At 66.5% G+C, this 14,651-nt stretch carries 9 protein-coding genes and 3 rRNA genes; 5 read left to right on the top strand and 7 right to left on the bottom strand.

The window, feature by feature from the left end:
- Positions 1–34 precede the first annotated feature (34 nt).
- Genes FHX81_RS12245 through FHX81_RS12255 form a run of 3 tightly spaced genes read left to right on the top strand, consistent with a single transcriptional unit; the run spans position 35 to position 2,357 of the window.
- The gene (locus FHX81_RS12245) at positions 35–670 is read left to right on the top strand and encodes a hypothetical protein (protein WP_141977976.1); all 636 of its coding nucleotides are present in this window, start codon (positions 35–37) and stop codon (positions 668–670) included.
- 23 nt (positions 671–693) lie between these two features.
- On the top strand, positions 694–1,713 hold the full coding sequence (locus tag FHX81_RS12250; RefSeq protein WP_141977977.1) for a helix-turn-helix domain-containing protein: 1,020 nt from the start codon (positions 694–696) through the stop codon (positions 1,711–1,713).
- Between the two features lie 2 nt (positions 1,714–1,715).
- Positions 1,716–2,357, top strand: coding sequence for a class I SAM-dependent methyltransferase (locus tag FHX81_RS12255; protein WP_141977978.1), 642 nt, complete (start codon positions 1,716–1,718; stop codon positions 2,355–2,357).
- A 16-nt stretch (positions 2,358–2,373) separates the two neighbouring features.
- Here the strand turns inward: FHX81_RS12255 and FHX81_RS12260 are convergent, their stop codons facing one another.
- Entirely contained in the window at positions 2,374–3,174 is an 801-nt protein-coding gene (locus FHX81_RS12260; protein WP_211363473.1) for an NAD(P)H-binding protein, read from the bottom strand.
- Positions 3,175–3,245: 71 nt separating this feature from the next.
- Here FHX81_RS12260 and FHX81_RS12265 point away from each other — a divergent pair, with 71 nt between their 5' ends.
- Both FHX81_RS12265 and FHX81_RS12270 read left to right on the top strand, forming a co-directional pair.
- Entirely contained in the window at positions 3,246–4,166 is a 921-nt protein-coding gene (locus FHX81_RS12265; RefSeq protein WP_141983907.1) for an AraC family transcriptional regulator, read from the top strand.
- The gene (locus tag FHX81_RS12270) at positions 4,163–4,519 is read left to right on the top strand and encodes a nucleotide pyrophosphohydrolase (RefSeq protein ID WP_141977979.1); all 357 of its coding nucleotides are present in this window, start codon (positions 4,163–4,165) and stop codon (positions 4,517–4,519) included. The genes FHX81_RS12265 and FHX81_RS12270 overlap by 4 nt, the downstream gene beginning before the upstream one ends.
- A 420-nt stretch (positions 4,520–4,939) precedes the next feature.
- Here the strand turns inward: FHX81_RS12270 and rrf are convergent.
- The 6 genes from rrf to dxs all read right to left on the bottom strand — a co-directional run bounded on the left by rrf (position 4,940) and on the right by dxs (position 14,593).
- Positions 4,940–5,056 (bottom strand): 5S ribosomal RNA (gene rrf / locus FHX81_RS12275).
- A gap of 107 nt (positions 5,057–5,163) precedes the next feature.
- A 23S ribosomal RNA gene (locus FHX81_RS12280) occupies positions 5,164–8,244 on the bottom strand.
- A 345-nt stretch (positions 8,245–8,589) separates the two neighbouring features.
- Positions 8,590–10,107: ribosomal RNA gene (locus tag FHX81_RS12285) — 16S ribosomal RNA — on the bottom strand.
- The 16S, 23S and 5S rRNA genes sit together here, the layout of an rRNA operon.
- 346 nt (positions 10,108–10,453) lie before the next feature.
- A complete protein-coding gene (locus FHX81_RS12290; RefSeq protein ID WP_425473884.1) occupies positions 10,454–11,608 on the bottom strand; it encodes a sensor histidine kinase in 1,155 nt (384 codons plus the stop codon).
- Complete coding sequence (locus tag FHX81_RS12295) at positions 11,598–12,275, bottom strand: response regulator transcription factor (RefSeq protein ID WP_141977981.1); 678 nt, start codon at positions 12,273–12,275, stop codon at positions 11,598–11,600. Before FHX81_RS12295 ends, FHX81_RS12290 begins: the two co-directional genes overlap by 11 nt.
- Before the next feature lie 419 nt (positions 12,276–12,694).
- Positions 12,695–14,593 (bottom strand): 1-deoxy-D-xylulose-5-phosphate synthase, encoded by a 1,899-nt coding sequence (gene dxs / locus FHX81_RS12300; protein WP_141977982.1) that lies wholly within the window; start codon positions 14,591–14,593, stop codon positions 12,695–12,697.
- Between the last annotated feature and the right edge of the window lie 58 nt (positions 14,594–14,651).

Genomic DNA, 14,651 nt, shown 5'->3' on the forward strand with positions numbered 1-14,651 from the left:
GGAACTGTCGGTGGTCGCGGCTACCGTGCCGGGCATGAGGATGTCGAACGCCACCGAGCTGACCGCCGAGCACCACGCGCAGCTCGCCGAGTTGGGCCTGCGCGTCGACCACCTGGACGAGGCGATCTGGGCGGGGGTCGACGCGCGGGCGTCCGCGCCGCCGCTCGGGCCGACCAACGGAGCCGGTCTGCTCGACTGGATCCACCGGGTCGGCAGGCTCCGCGAGGTCCTCGTCGCCGAGGGGTGGACGCGGGTCGACAAGTGGAACGCGGGCCTCGTCCAGCACCCCTCCAGACCGGTGGTGCTGGGCACCCTCCAGGGCAACCGCCACACCGGCACGCCCGGCGCGCCCCTGCGCAGCGACTACGCCAAGGGCCCGGCCATCGCCGCCCTGATGCGCGGCAACGACCGCGACCAGTTCACCCTCTTCGACTCGCTGCACGCCCACGAGTGGAAGCTGTGGTTCCTGGTCACCTACCCGCGGCAGGAAGGCGAGCGGCTGGTCGTGCTGCGCGAGGTGGCGCAGCCGGAGCCCACGCCGCAGGGCCAGGTCGTGGACCGGTGGGCGCACCGGATCACGTTGCCACCCTTGGTGTTCGGCCCGCTGCCCGCGCCGCGCGGCGAGCACGGCCCCGAGAACGTCGACGTCACCGTCACGCCGCGCCGGTAGGCGAGTGCGAGAATGGCGCGATCATGCTCACGCCCTCCCGCCTCGTGCTCGCCCGGACCCGTCGCGGCCTCACCGCGGTGGAGCTGGCGCGCAAGGCGGGCACCAGCCCGGCCAGCATCGGCGACTACGAGCACGGCCGCCGCCGGCCACGACCGGCCACGACGGCGAGGCTGACCGAAGCCCTCGGCTTCCCGCCCGGGTTCCTGGAAGCCGACGACGTGCCCGAGGTCGAGGTGGAGTTCGCCACACCCGCGGCGAAGCGGCAGCAGGACGCGGCGATCGGCGCGGCCCGGCTGGCCATCGGCTTCGACGGGTGGCTGACCAGGGCGTTCACCTTCCCGGAACCGGACCTGCCGGCGTGGGAGCACGACGACCCGGAGACGGCGGCGGAGGTGGTGCGCGCCCGGTGGGGCATCCCGCACCGGCCGGCGCCGAACCTGGTCCACCTGCTGGAGGCGCACGGCGTCCGGGTCTTCTCGTTGCCGCCCGACTGCGCGGGCGCGGGCCCGTTCTCGTGCCGTCACGCGGGCACCCCGTACGTCTTCCTGGACCCGACCGCGTCACCCGACCAGGCAAGGTTCGACGCGGCCCGCGAGCTGGGGCGGCTGACCGGCGTGACCGACCCGCAAACGTTCGCGACCGCGTTCCTGCTGCCCCGGGCGGGGCTGTTGGCGGGTGTCGCGCGCGGGCCGGTCACCGAGCAGGTCGTCGCGCACAGCGGCACGTGGCACGTGTCGCCGTCGTTGCTGGCCCACCGCTTGCTCGACCTGGGGCTGCTCAGCCGCACCCAGCACGCGACCGTGTGCGCGCACCTGGCCCGCCGGACCGCGGGGATGGTCCAGCGGGAGACGTCCCAGCTGCTCACCAAGGTCTTCCGGGCCCTGCGCGCCCAGGGCACCACACCGCACGGCATCGCCCGGGAGCTCCTGCTGGACGTGGAGGAGCTCAACGGGCTGGTGTTCGGGCTGGTGCTCACCGCTCTGCCCGGTCGGGGCGAGCCCGGCCGGTCCGGCCGACCGAACCTCACCCTCGTCCGGAGGTAACCGTGGACCACCAGCCCAACCCCGACCAGCCCGCTACCGCCGCCGAGTTGTTCGACGCCGTCGGCCACGGCTACGAGGAGGCGTTCGGTCGGACGCCGGCCGTGGACGAGGCGGTGCGGTTGCTGCTCGACCGCCTCCCGCCGCACGCCAAGGTGCTCGACATCGGCAGCGGCACCGGCCGTCCGGTGGCGGAAGACCTCGCGGCGGCAGGGCACGACGTGGTCGGGATCGACGTGTCGGCCACCATGGTCGAGATCGCCCGGCAGCAGGTGCCGGACGCCCGGTTCGTGCACGCCGACATCCGCGAGTGGGACTCGGAGGACGCGAGCTGGGACGCGGTGTGCGCGTTCTTCCCGTTCCTCCAGATGACCCGGGACGAGGTCGTCGCCGTGCTGGCCGGGATCGCCCGCTGGCTGAAGCCGGGCGGCGTGCTGGCTCTGATCACCGTGCCGATGGACGTCGAGGGACTGGTGGTGCCGTTCCTCGGCCACACCGTGCGGCTGACCAGCTTCGCCGCACCCGATCTGATCAGCCGAGTCGAACGGGCCGGCCTGACGGTGCTGGACACCCGCAGCACCGTCTTCTCCCCCGACCGGGAGGGCCAACCCGACGAAGAGCACCTGTTCGTGCTCGCCCAGGCCTAGGACCGGACCGCGTGGCCTAGGACCAGGCGGCGGACGCTGCCTTGACGTAGTCGTCGAAGAGCCGCCCCTCGTGCCCGAGCACGGACGGCACGCCATCGGACAGCGCCGCGTCGTGGCCGGCGCGGATCGCGGTCAGGGCCATCGTCAGGATCTCGGCGTAGGCGGGCTCGATGCCGCCCTGCACCATCATCGCGGTGTAGTCGGCCGCGGGAACGTCGTTGATGCGGATCTTGCGGCCCGACACGTCGCCGATCCGAGCCAGCGCCTCGCCGAACGGCAACGCCTCCGGGCCCGAGAGCTCGTAAGCGACGCCCGCGTGCCCCTCCTGGGTCAACGCCGCCACCGCCACGTCGGCGATGTCCTGTGCGTCGATGAACGGGTGCGCGCCGTCACCGCTGCCGGGGAGGGTGACCTCGCCGGACAGGACCTCCGGGAGGAAGTAGTCCTCGCTGAAGTTCTGCGAGAACCACGTCGGCCGCAGGATCGTCCAGTCCACACCGGACTCCCGCACGGCGCGCTCCCGGCCGTCGTCCTCCGGGATGCCACGCGCCGACAGCAGGACGATGCGCCGCACGCCCGCCTCGACGGCCCGCGGCACGAACGCCGCCACCTCGGCGTCGTCCAGGTTCATCGCGAGCGGCACGAGGTACACCGCGGTGGCGCCTTCGAGCGCGGCGGCCCAAGTGGACTGGTCGGCCCAGTCGAAGCGGACGTCCGTGCGGCGGGACACGGCACGGTGGTCGACGCCGAGGGCGTCGAGAGCGGAAGTGACGCGGCGACCGGTCTTGCCGGTGGCTCCGAGAACCAGGATTGTCATGCCACCAGACAATCAAGATCGTGCTGGACGGAACATGGCTCACCGTCCCGGATGCATGTTCAATCGTCTACGTGGCCACCGCGGAAGCTCTCACCGACCTGCTGCGCGGCGTGCGCGCGCAACGTGCCGACATCTGCCGCTCGTTCGCGTCGCCGCCGTGGTCGTTGGCGTACACGATGACGACGCCCTTCACGCTCGTGATGGCGGTGCGGGGCGAGACGTGGCTGCTGGCCGAGGACGGTTCCCGGGTCCTGCTCAGACCGGGTTCGGTCGGGCTGATCCGCGGATCGTTGCGGTTCGTGCTGGCGGACGACCCGGCCACGCAACCGCAGGTCGAGGTGGGCGCGCCGGACTGCGAGCGGTGGCGGGTGGGGACCCGGACGTACGGGCTCGACGCCGAGGGGGAGACGCTGGTGGTCACCGCCGGCTACTCCGTCGACGGCGGCGCGGCGACGCGGTTGCTCAACTCGTTGCCCGCGGCGGTGGTGGTGCCGTGCGACGACGAGCACTGCCCGACGTTGGACGTCCTGGCCGCGGAGGTGGCGAAGGACCAGGCCGGTCAGGACATCGTGCTGGAACGGCTCCTGGAGCTGCTGCTGGTGTACGCGTTGCGCGAGTGGTTCGACCGGCCCGAGGCGAACACTCCCGCGTGGTACCGGGCGTTGGGTGACGACGTCGTGGGACCGGCTCTGCGGGCGATCCACGACGAGCCGGAGCGCGCGTGGACGGTCGCGGACCTCGCAGCGCGCGCTGGGGTGTCACGGGCGGCGATGGCACGGCGGTTCACCGCGTTGGTCGGCGTGCCGCCGCTGACCTACCTGACCCAGTGGCGCATGGACGTCGCCGCGGACATGCTGCGGCAGCCGGACGCCACGGTCGGGTCCGTGGCCCGGGCGGTGGGGTATGCGGACGGGTTCACGTTCAGCACGGCGTTCAAACGGGTGCGCGGGGTGCGTCCCAGTGACCACCGTGTGGTAGCTGTGCGGGCATGAACGCACCCGATGAGAGCCGCAGGGGCCTGGTGGACCTGCGGGACGCGCTGCGCCGCTTCGCCGCGGCGCGGAACTGGGACGAGTACCACACCCCGAAGAACCTCGTGATGGCGTTGTCCGGGGAGGTCGGGGAGCTGACCGACCTGTTCCAGTGGCTCACGCCCGAGCAGGCCGCGCACGCGATGGAAGACCCGGAACTCGCGTGGAACGTGCGTGACGAGCTGGCCGATGTGGTGCACTACCTCGTGCGGTTGGCCGACAAGCTGGACGTGGACCTGATCGAGGCGGCGTTCGCGAAGATCGAGCGCAACGAGCGGCGGTTTCCGACCGGTGATCTGAAGCCGGTCGAGTGATCCGGGCTGGGCGCTACACGTAGGTCAGCAAGAGCAGGATCAAGGAGATCAGGACCACCAGGCCCAGTACCACAGAGGCCCACATCGGTGTGTCCTGAGCGGACGGGTGGGTACGCGAATGCCTGCCCGTCCGCTTGAACCGTCCGCCGGATCGTCTGCCGGACCGTCTGCCGGACCGTCTGCGCATGCGCCACGGCACTGGCGCCTCCCTCGTCCATCCAGTGGTGCTCATGCCGGCTACCGTATGGACGATCAAGAGTGGTCAACGGTGCGTCACCCGCTCGCGAGTGACACGTCGCCCGAATAGCGGTGGAAGCCGCCGGATAGTGACGGTTCGCAGTGACGTGGAAGATTCCGACGGAACGCGAAAAAGCCTTCAGGGGCACTCGGGTGAACGAGTGCCCCTGAAGGCGAAGTTATGTTCGGCGGCGTCCTACTCTCCCACACCCTCACGAGTGCAGTACCATCGGCGCTGGAAGGCTTAACTACCGGGTTCGGAATGGGACCGGGTGTTCCCCAACCGCTATGACCACCGAAACACTATGAAATTACCAACCCGTAGGCACCCGACCAGACACTCTCGTGCCCGACCAGATGGTCCGGTTCGGTTCTTTCAGAACCGCACAGTGGATGCGTAGCGTCTTCGTGACAAGTCCTCGGCCTATTAGTACCGGTCAACTCCAGCCGTTACCGACCTTCCATCTCCGGCCTATCAACCCAATAGTCTCTTGGGGGCCTTAACCCACAAAGGGTGGGATACCTCATCTAGGAACAGGCTTCCCGCTTAGATGCTTTCAGCGGTTATCCCTTCCGAACGTAGCCAACCAGCAATGCCCTTGGCAGGACAACTGGCACACCAGAGGTCCGTCCGTCCCGGTCCTCTCGTACTAGGGACAGCCTTCCGCAAGTATCCTACGCGCGCGGCGGATAGGGACCGAACTGTCTCACGACGTTCTAAACCCAGCTCGCGTACCGCTTTAATGGGCGAACAGCCCAACCCTTGGGACCTACTCCAGCCCCAGGATGCGACGAGCCGACATCGAGGTGCCAAACCATGCCGTCGATATGGACTCTTGGGCAAGATCAGCCTGTTATCCCCGGGGTACCTTTTATCCGTTGAGCGACCACGCTTCCACAAGCCATGGCCGGATCACTAGTTCCGACTTTCGTCCCTGCTCGACCCGTCGGTCTCACAGTCAAGCCCCCTTGTGCACTTGCACTCGACACCTGATTGCCAACCAGGCTGAGGGAACCTTTGAGCGCCTCCGTTACCCTTTGGGAGGCAACCGCCCCAGTTAAACTACCCACCAGGCACTGTCCCTGATCCGGATCACGGACCGAGGTTAGACATCCAGTACGACCAGAGTGGTATTTCAACGACGACTCCACCATGACTGGCGTCACAGCTTCACAGTCTCCCACCTATCCTACACAAGCCGAACCGAACACCAATACCAAGCTATAGTAAAGGTCCCGGGGTCTTTCCGTCCTGCCGCGCGTAACGAGCATCTTTACTCGTAATGCAATTTCGCCGGGCCTGTGGTTGAGACAGTCGAGAAGTCGTTACGCCATTCGTGCAGGTCGGAACTTACCCGACAAGGAATTTCGCTACCTTAGGATGGTTATAGTTACCACCGCCGTTTACTGGCGCTTAAGTTCTCAGCTTCGCCCCGAAGAGCTAACCGGTCCCCTTAACGTTCCAGCACCGGGCAGGCGTCAGTCCGTATACATCGTCTTGCGACTTCGCACGGACCTGTGTTTTTAGTAAACAGTCGCTTCTCGCTGGTCTCTGCGGCCGAAAAATCCTAGCCCGCAAGGGGCTTCAAATCCCTCGGCCCCCCTTCTCCCGAAGTTACGGGGGCATTTTGCCGAGTTCCTTAACCACAGTTCGCCCGATCGCCTCGGTATTCTCTACCTGACCACCTGTGTCGGTTTGGGGTACGGGCCGCATGAACACTCACTAGAGGCTTTTCTCGGCAGCATGGGATCACCCTACTTCGCCTCAATCGGCTATGCATCACGTCTCAGCCTATATGCAGCACGGATTTGCCTATGCTACGGCCTACACGCTTACACCAGTACTACCACTCACTGGCGGAGCTACCCTCCTGCGTCACCCCATCGCTTGACTACTACAAGTTCAGGTCCCGCGCTCCACGTCACCACGTTCCCGAAGGAACGAAGCGGGCTTCGGGCGGTTAGTATCACAAGGTTCGCCATGGGCGCGTTCACACGGGTACGGGAATATCAACCCGTTGTCCATCGACTACGCCTGTCGGCCTCGCCTTAGGTCCCGACTTACCCTGGGCGGATTAGCCTGGCCCAGGAACCCTTGGTCATCCGGCGGCAGAGTTTCTCACTCTGCTTTCGCTACTCATGCCTGCATTCTCACTCGTCCAGCCTCCACCACTAGGTTCCCCTGCAGCTTCAGTGGCTGAACGACGCTCCCCTACCCATCCAGAGACAAACTCTGAATGACACGGCTTCGGCGGTGTGCTTAAGCCCCGCTACATTGTCGGCGCAGGACCACTTGACCAGTGAGCTATTACGCACTCTTTAAAGGGTGGCTGCTTCTAAGCCAACCTCCTGGTTGTCTGGGCGACCCCACATCCTTTCCCACTTAGCACACACTTAGGGGCCTTAGCCGGCGTTCTGGGCTGTTTCCCTCTCGACTACGAAGCTTATCCCCCGCAGTCTCACTGCCGCGCTCTCACGTACCGGCATTCGGAGTTTGGTTGATTTCGGTAAGCTTGTGGGCCCCCTAGACCATCCAGTGCTCTACCTCCGGCACGAAACACACGACGCTGCACCTAAATGCATTTCGGGGAGAACCAGCTATCACGGAGTTTGATTGGCCTTTCACCCCTAACCACAGCTCATCCCCCAGGTTTTCAACCCTGGTGGGTTCGGGCCTCCACGCGGTCTTACCCACGCTTCACCCTGGCCATGGCTAGATCACTCCGCTTCGGGTCTAGACCACGCGACTCTGTCGCCCTATTCGGACTCGCTTTCGCTACGGCTACCCCACACGGGTTAACCTCGCCACGCAGCACTAACTCGCAGGCTCATTCTTCAAAAGGCACGCCGTCACCCCTAAAGGCTCCGACGGATTGTAGGCACACGGTTTCAGGTACTATTTCACTCCCCTCCCGGGGTACTTTTCACCTTTCCCTCACGGTACTAGTCCGCTATCGGTCACCAGGGAGTATTCAGGCTTAGCGGGTGGTCCCGCCAGATTCACAGCAAATTCCACGAGCTCGCTGCTACTTGGGAACATCACTAGGAGATGTCGGGTTTTCACGTACGGGACTTTCACCCTCTACGGCCACGCTTTCCAGACGCGTTCCGCTAACCACGACATTTTATGACTCCTTGCCAGTCCGGCAGAACTAGCCAGTAAGTCCCACGACCCCGTACACGCAACCCCTGCCGGGTATCACACGAATACGGTTTAGCCTCTTCCGCTTTCGCTCGCCACTACTCACGGAATCACGGTTGTTTTCTCTTCCTGCGGGTACTGAGATGTTTCACTTCCCCGCGTTCCCTCCACATACCCTATGTGTTCAGGTATGGGTGACCCCACATGACTGGGGCCGGGTTTCCCCATTCGGAAATTCTTGGATCTCAGCTCGGTTGACAGCTCCCCAAGACTTATCGCAGTCTCCTACGTCCTTCATCGGCTCCTGGTGCCAAGGCATCCACCGTGTGCCCTTAATAACTTGCCACAAAGATGCTCGCATCCACTGTGCAGTTCTCAAAGAACAACCAGACACCACCCCGCTACTGCCAACGCCTACCCAGTCACCTGAGCGGTTCGAAGGCGGAGGTCGCCCTGTCGTTTCTCGCTGAAAGAGACACTCACGTGTTCCCTCAGGACCCAACAGCGTACCGAACAGAAACCCTGAACCCTCCACGGACCCTTCCACGCTCCCGAAGGAACAGTACTAACTCCGCGAACAACCCGAGGTTCTGCATTAGCCAGCATCCACAATATTGAGCTCCACCCGACGATCGTTCGCCGTCGGCATGGCCCTCCACCCTGGCAAGCCAGGATGAGAGATGCTCCTTAGAAAGGAGGTGATCCAGCCGCACCTTCCGGTACGGCTACCTTGTTACGACTTCGTCCCAATCGCCAGTCCCACCTTCGACCGCTCCCCCCAGCAAGCTGGTTGGGCCACGGGCTTCGGGTGTTACCGACTTTCGTGACGTGACGGGCGGTGTGTACAAGGCCCGGGAACGTATTCACCGCAGCGTTGCTGATCTGCGATTACTAGCGACTCCGACTTCACGGGGTCGAGTTGCAGACCCCGATCCGAACTGAGACCGGCTTTGTGGGATTCGCTCCACCTCACGGCTTAGCAGCCCTCTGTACCGGCCATTGTAGCATGTGTGAAGCCCTGGACATAAGGGGCATGATGACTTGACGTCATCCCCACCTTCCTCCGAGTTGACCCCGGCAGTCTCCCATGAGTCCCCGCCATTACGCGCTGGCAACATGGAACGAGGGTTGCGCTCGTTGCGGGACTTAACCCAACATCTCACGACACGAGCTGACGACAGCCATGCACCACCTGTACACCAGTCCGAAGAGGCCTACATCTCTGCAGGTTTCCGGTGCATGTCAAGCCCAGGTAAGGTTCTTCGCGTTGCATCGAATTAATCCACATGCTCCGCCGCTTGTGCGGGCCCCCGTCAATTCCTTTGAGTTTTAGCCTTGCGGCCGTACTCCCCAGGCGGGGTGCTTAATGCGTTAGCTGCGGCACGGAGGACGTGGAAGTCCCCCACACCTAGCACCCACCGTTTACGGCGTGGACTACCAGGGTATCTAATCCTGTTCGCTCCCCACGCTTTCGCTCCTCAGCGTCAGTATCGGCCCAGAGACCCGCCTTCGCCACCGGTGTTCCTCCTGATATCTGCGCATTTCACCGCTACACCAGGAATTCCAGTCTCCCCTGCCGAACTCAAGTCTGCCCGTATCGACTGCAGGCTCCACGTTAAGCGTGAAGTTTTCACAGCCGACGCAACAAACCGCCTACGAGCTCTTTACGCCCAATAATTCCGGACAACGCTCGCACCCTACGTATTACCGCGGCTGCTGGCACGTAGTTAGCCGGTGCTTCTTCTGCAGGTACCGTCACTTGCGCTTCGTCCCTGCTGAAAGAGGTTTACAACCCGAAGGCCGTCATCCCTCACGCGGCGTCGCTGCATCAGGCTTTCGCCCATTGTGCAATATTCCCCACTGCTGCCTCCCGTAGGAGTCTGGGCCGTGTCTCAGTCCCAGTGTGGCCGGTCACCCTCTCAGGCCGGCTACCCGTCGTCGCCTTGGTAGGCCATTACCCCACCAACAAGCTGATAGGCCGCGGGTCCATCCTGTACCGCCGGAACTTTCCACCCACCACCATGCGGAGGCAGGTCATATCCGGTATTAGACCTAGTTTCCCAGGCTTATCCCAGAGTACAGGGCAGGTTACCCACGTGTTACTCACCCGTTCGCCGCTCGTGTACCCCGAAGGGCCTTACCGCTCGACTTGCATGTGTTAAGCACGCCGCCAGCGTTCGTCCTGAGCCAGGATCAAACTCTCCAATAAGGAATGAGTTCGATCGCTCCGAACAACACTGACAAGTAATGTCAGTTGTCCAGTAACAATCTCAAAGGAAACCTCTTGACGAGGTTCATAAATTTACTGGCTATTCGGCACGCTGTTGAGTTCTCAAAGAACACGCGCTCACCGTCACTGATCACTGTGAGTGATTCGATCCGGGGCTGATGTCCGCCGCGCTCCGTTCCGGTCTCTCTCCGGCCCGTTCCGCGCTGGCAGAGAGAAAGTTACACCCCGCCCAACGCGGAGACAAATCGGGGGTCCGGAGGCACATCTCCGCAGGTAGTACCCCCTGCGAGCACCCTCAAACCGGATCATGTGTGACTGGGACCACTCAGACGAGTTTTCCGTGCGGCGCGGACGGCAGGTGCACGGCCACCGAGAGCCCGCCGCCGGGCACGGCCGTGGCGTGCACCTGACCCTCGTGAGCTGCGACGGCGGCCCGGACGATGGACAACCCGAGCCCCGTCCCCGTGCGCGCGGTCCGGTCGGTGCCACCCCGGCGGAACGGCTCGAACAGCTCCTCCACCCGGTCGGGAGCGATGAGCTGCCCGGACGACGACACCCGCAGCGACGTCCACTCCGGGCCGCCCTCGGTGCGCACCTCGATCCACCCACCGGGCACGTTGTGCCGCACGGCGTTCTCCAGCAGGTTCCCCGCGATCCGCTCCAACAAGGCGGGGTCGCCCACGGCGGGCGCGGGCGCGGTCAGGAACGAGACCCGGAGCTGGCGCTCCTCCGCTTCGGGCCGGGCCGCCCGCCAGGCCGACTCCACCACGGCGTTCAGGTCGACCGGCTCCCGCACGGCCAACCCGAGCCCATCGGTGCGGGCGAGCAGGAGCAGAGCGCTGACCAGCTGCTCGGCCCGTTCCGTCGCGGCCCGCACGACGCCGGCCATGCGACGCAGCTCGGCCACGTCGGCATCGGGGTCGGCCAGCGTGACGTCCAGCTCGGTCCGGATCACGGCCAGGGGGGTGCGCAGTTCGTGGGATGCGTTCGCGACGAACCGCCGCTGCGACTCGAACGCGGCCTGGAGTCGGTCGAGCATCTCGTCGAACGTGTCGGCCAGCTCGGCGACCTCGTCCCGAGGACCGTCCAGGCGCAGCCGTTCGCCGAGGGACTCGGCGGAGAGCCGGCGGGCCGCGTCGGTCACGTCGTGCACGGGCTGGAGGACCCGGCCGGTGATGGTCCACGCGAGCAGCGCCGCCGCGGCCACCACGCAGAGGAACGCGATGGAGCCGGAGCGGAGCACGTCGTCCCGTGCCTGTTCGCCGAGCAGGTCCATCAACGCGCCGGCGTCCACCTCGCGGCCGTCCACGATGACGGTGCTGCCGTCGGCGAAGCGGGGCGAGGAGGCGATGACCCGACCGACGAGCAGCCAGCCGAGCAGGAGCAGCAGACCGCTCACGAACGCGACCAGGCCGGTCGCGAGGAGGGTGAGCCGCGTCCGCAGCCCGGGTCCGCGCCTGCGGGCCAGCTCAGAGTTCAGCGGAACCTGCCGTGGGCACGCGGTAGCCGGAGCCGACCACCGTGTCGATGATGCCGGGTTCGCCGAGCTTCTTGCGCAGCGTCATCACGGTGACGCGAACGGTCGTGGTGAACGGGTCGGCGTTCTCGTCCCACACGCGTTCCAGCAGCTCCTCGCTGGAGACGACCGAGCCCTTGGCCGCCAGCAGCACCTCCAGGACGCCGAACTCCTTGCGGGTCAGCTCGATCGGCTGGCCGGCGCGGCGCACCGTGCGCCGGGCCGGGTCGAGCTCGACGTCACGGGCGGTGAGCAGCGGCGGGGTCGCCGGGGTGGCGCGGCGGGCCAGGGCGCGGACGCGGGCGACCAGCTCGGGGAACGCGAACGGCTTGGCCAGGTAGTCGTCGGCACCGAGGGACAGACCCGCGACGCGGTCGTCCACGCCGGCGCTCGCGGTGAGCATCATGACCCTGGTCAGGGCACCCGAGCTGAGGATCTCCTTGCACAGCTCGTCGCCGGACATGCCGGGCAGGTCGCGGTCGAGCACGACCACGTCGTACCTCGTCACGGTCGACTTCTCGTGGCCGGTCTCGCCGTCGTAGGCGACATCTACAGCCATACCTGCGCGCCGCAGGCCGCGCGCGATCGCGTCGGCCAGCGGCACCTCGTCCTCGACTACCAGGATCCGCACACCAACAAGGTGCCACAACTCCCTGAGAAGGCGCTTAGCGTGACGCCGCCGGTGGGGCCAAAAGATCAGAAGCGTCCTCGCCGGACGGGCAGATCAGGATGACCCCTGGTGATGCGGTAAGTCCCGAACCAGCGTGGGTCGGGTTTTGCGTCATGCCGCCCGGACCGCGCGAGCTCCTCGACCGCTCCGAGGCCCGCGCTGCCCGTCTTGCCGAAGATCACCCCCGCCTGCTCCGACGGGCGTGGGGGTGTTCTGCCGGGTGTGCTTCACCCGTCTCCCTTGTCCTGCCACGCGACCCCGGTCGCGGGGGCGCAGGGGGAGCCTGCGCCCGGTGGTCGACCGGGGTCGCGGGAGGGGTGTCGCACGTGACTGGTGGTCCGGCGGTGATGCGGGAGGGGGGTCAGTGCCGGCCCTTGGGGTTACTTCTCGACCGTCGCGCCCATCTCCGCGGGTTCGGCGGCCGCGATCCACTCGGTGATGCGGCGGGAGACGTCCTGGGCGGTCAGGCCGATGTCGGCGAGGACCTCGGGGCGTTCGCCGTGCTCGTGGAAGGTCTGGGGGATGCCCAGGTCGCGGAGCGGGGTGTCGACGGAGGCGTCGCGGAGGGCGGCGGCCAAGGTCCAGCCGAAGCCGCCGTGCCGGCCGTTGTCCTCGACGGTGACGACGAGGCGGTGGTCGGCGGCCATGGTGACCAGGTCCGAGGACACCGGGAAGACCCAGCGGGGGTCGACGACGGTGACGCCGATGCCCTGGTCGGCGAGGCGTTGGGCGGCGGCGAGGCCCAGTTCCGCGAAGGCGCCGACGGTGACGAGGAGGACGTCGGAGCCCGAGCGGTGCAGGACGTCGACCGTGCCGTTGCGTTCGAGGGCGGGCAGGTCGGGACCGACCGAGGCCTTCGGGTAGCGGATGACGGAGGGGGCGTCGGGGATGCGGACGGCCTCGCGGAGCTCTTCGCGCAGCGAGGCGGCGTCGCGGGGGGCGGCCACGTGGATGCCGGGGATGACGCCGCAGATGGACAGGTCCCACATGCCGTGGTGGGAGGCGCCGTCCGGGCCGGTGATGCCCGCGCGGTCCAGGACGACGGTGACGCCCTGCTTGTGCATGGCGACGTCCAGCAGGAGCTGGTCGAACGCGCGGTTGAGGAAGGTGGCGTAGATCGCGACGACCGGGTGCAGGCCGCCCATGGCGAGGCCGGCGGCGGAGGTCATGGCGTGCTGTTCGGCGATGCCGACGTCGAAGCAGCGGTCCGGGTAGAGGCCGGCGAACTTGTCCAGGCCGGTCGGGCCGCGCATGGCGGCGGTGATGGCGACCAGGTCGGGGCGCTCACCGCCGAGGGTGGCCAGCTCGTCGGCGAAGACGTGGGTCCAGGTGCGCTTGGACGGGCCGATGTTCTCGCCGGTGATCGGGTCGATGACGCCGGTGGCGTGCATCTGGTCGGCTTCATGGTTCTCGGCGGGCGCGAAGCCGTTGCCCTTGCGGGTGACGGTGTGCACGATCACCGGGCCGCCGAACGACTTGGCGCGGCGCAGGGCGGATTCGAGGGCGAGGTGGTCGTGGCCGTCGACGGGGCCGATGTACTTCAGGCCGAGGTCCTCGAACATGGCCTGCGGGCTGAGGGCGTCCTTGATGCCGCGCTTGGCCGCGTGCAGGGCCGCGTAGAGGGGCTTGCCGACGAACGGGGTGCCCTGGAGGGCGTTCTTGCCGCGTTCGAGGGCGCGCTCGTAGCCGGGCTGCAGGCGCAGCGAGGAGAGGTGGTCGGCCAGGCCGCCGATGGTCGGCGAGTAGGAGCGGCCGTTGTCGTTGACGACGATGACGACGGGGCGGTCGGTGCCGGAGGCGATGTTGTTGAGCGCTTCCCAGCACATGCCGCCGGTGAGGGCGCCGTCGCCGACGACCGCGACGACGTGCCGGCGCTGGCCGGTGAGCTGGTAGGCCTTGGCCAGGCCGTCGGCGTAGGACAGGGCGGTCGAGGCGTGGCTGTTCTCCTCGACGTCGTGCTCGCTCTCCGAGCGGGAGGGGTAGCCGGACAGGCCGCCCTTCTGGCGCAGCGTGTCGAAGTTCTCGCGGCGGCCCGTGAGGATCTTGTGCACGTAGCTCTGGTGCCCGGTGTCGAACACGACCGAGTCGTGCGGCGAGTCGAAGACCCGGTGCACCGCCATGGTCAGCTCGACGACACCGAGGTTGGGCCCGAGGTGCCCGCCGGTCCGGGCGACCTTGTCGACCAGGAAACGCCTGATCTCCTCGGCGAGCACGACCAGCTCGTCGGGCCCCAACCGTTTCAGATCCGCCGGTCCGTGCACGGATTCCAGCAGCGTCACTCGCTCCACCTCGCCCTGTGGTTCGGCTCCCCGATTCGTCCGGTCAGTCTACGGACCA

The organism is Saccharothrix saharensis, from assembly GCF_006716745.1.
GTDB classification, from domain to species: Bacteria; Actinomycetota; Actinomycetes; order Mycobacteriales; family Pseudonocardiaceae; genus Actinosynnema; species Actinosynnema saharense.

Bases quoted from the DNA above. Each gene is read 5' to 3' on its own strand.
- FHX81_RS12245 (WP_141977976.1), top strand. From the start codon at position 35: ATGAGGATGTCGAACGCCACCGAGCTGACCGCCGAGCACCACGCGCAG.
- FHX81_RS12250 (WP_141977977.1), top strand. From the start codon at position 694: ATGCTCACGCCCTCCCGCCTCGTGCTCGCCCGGACCCGTCGCGGCCTC.
- FHX81_RS12260 (WP_211363473.1), bottom strand. From the start codon at position 3,174: ATGACAATCCTGGTTCTCGGAGCCACCGGCAAGACCGGTCGCCGCGTC.
- FHX81_RS12270 (WP_141977979.1), top strand. From the start codon at position 4,163: ATGAACGCACCCGATGAGAGCCGCAGGGGCCTGGTGGACCTGCGGGAC.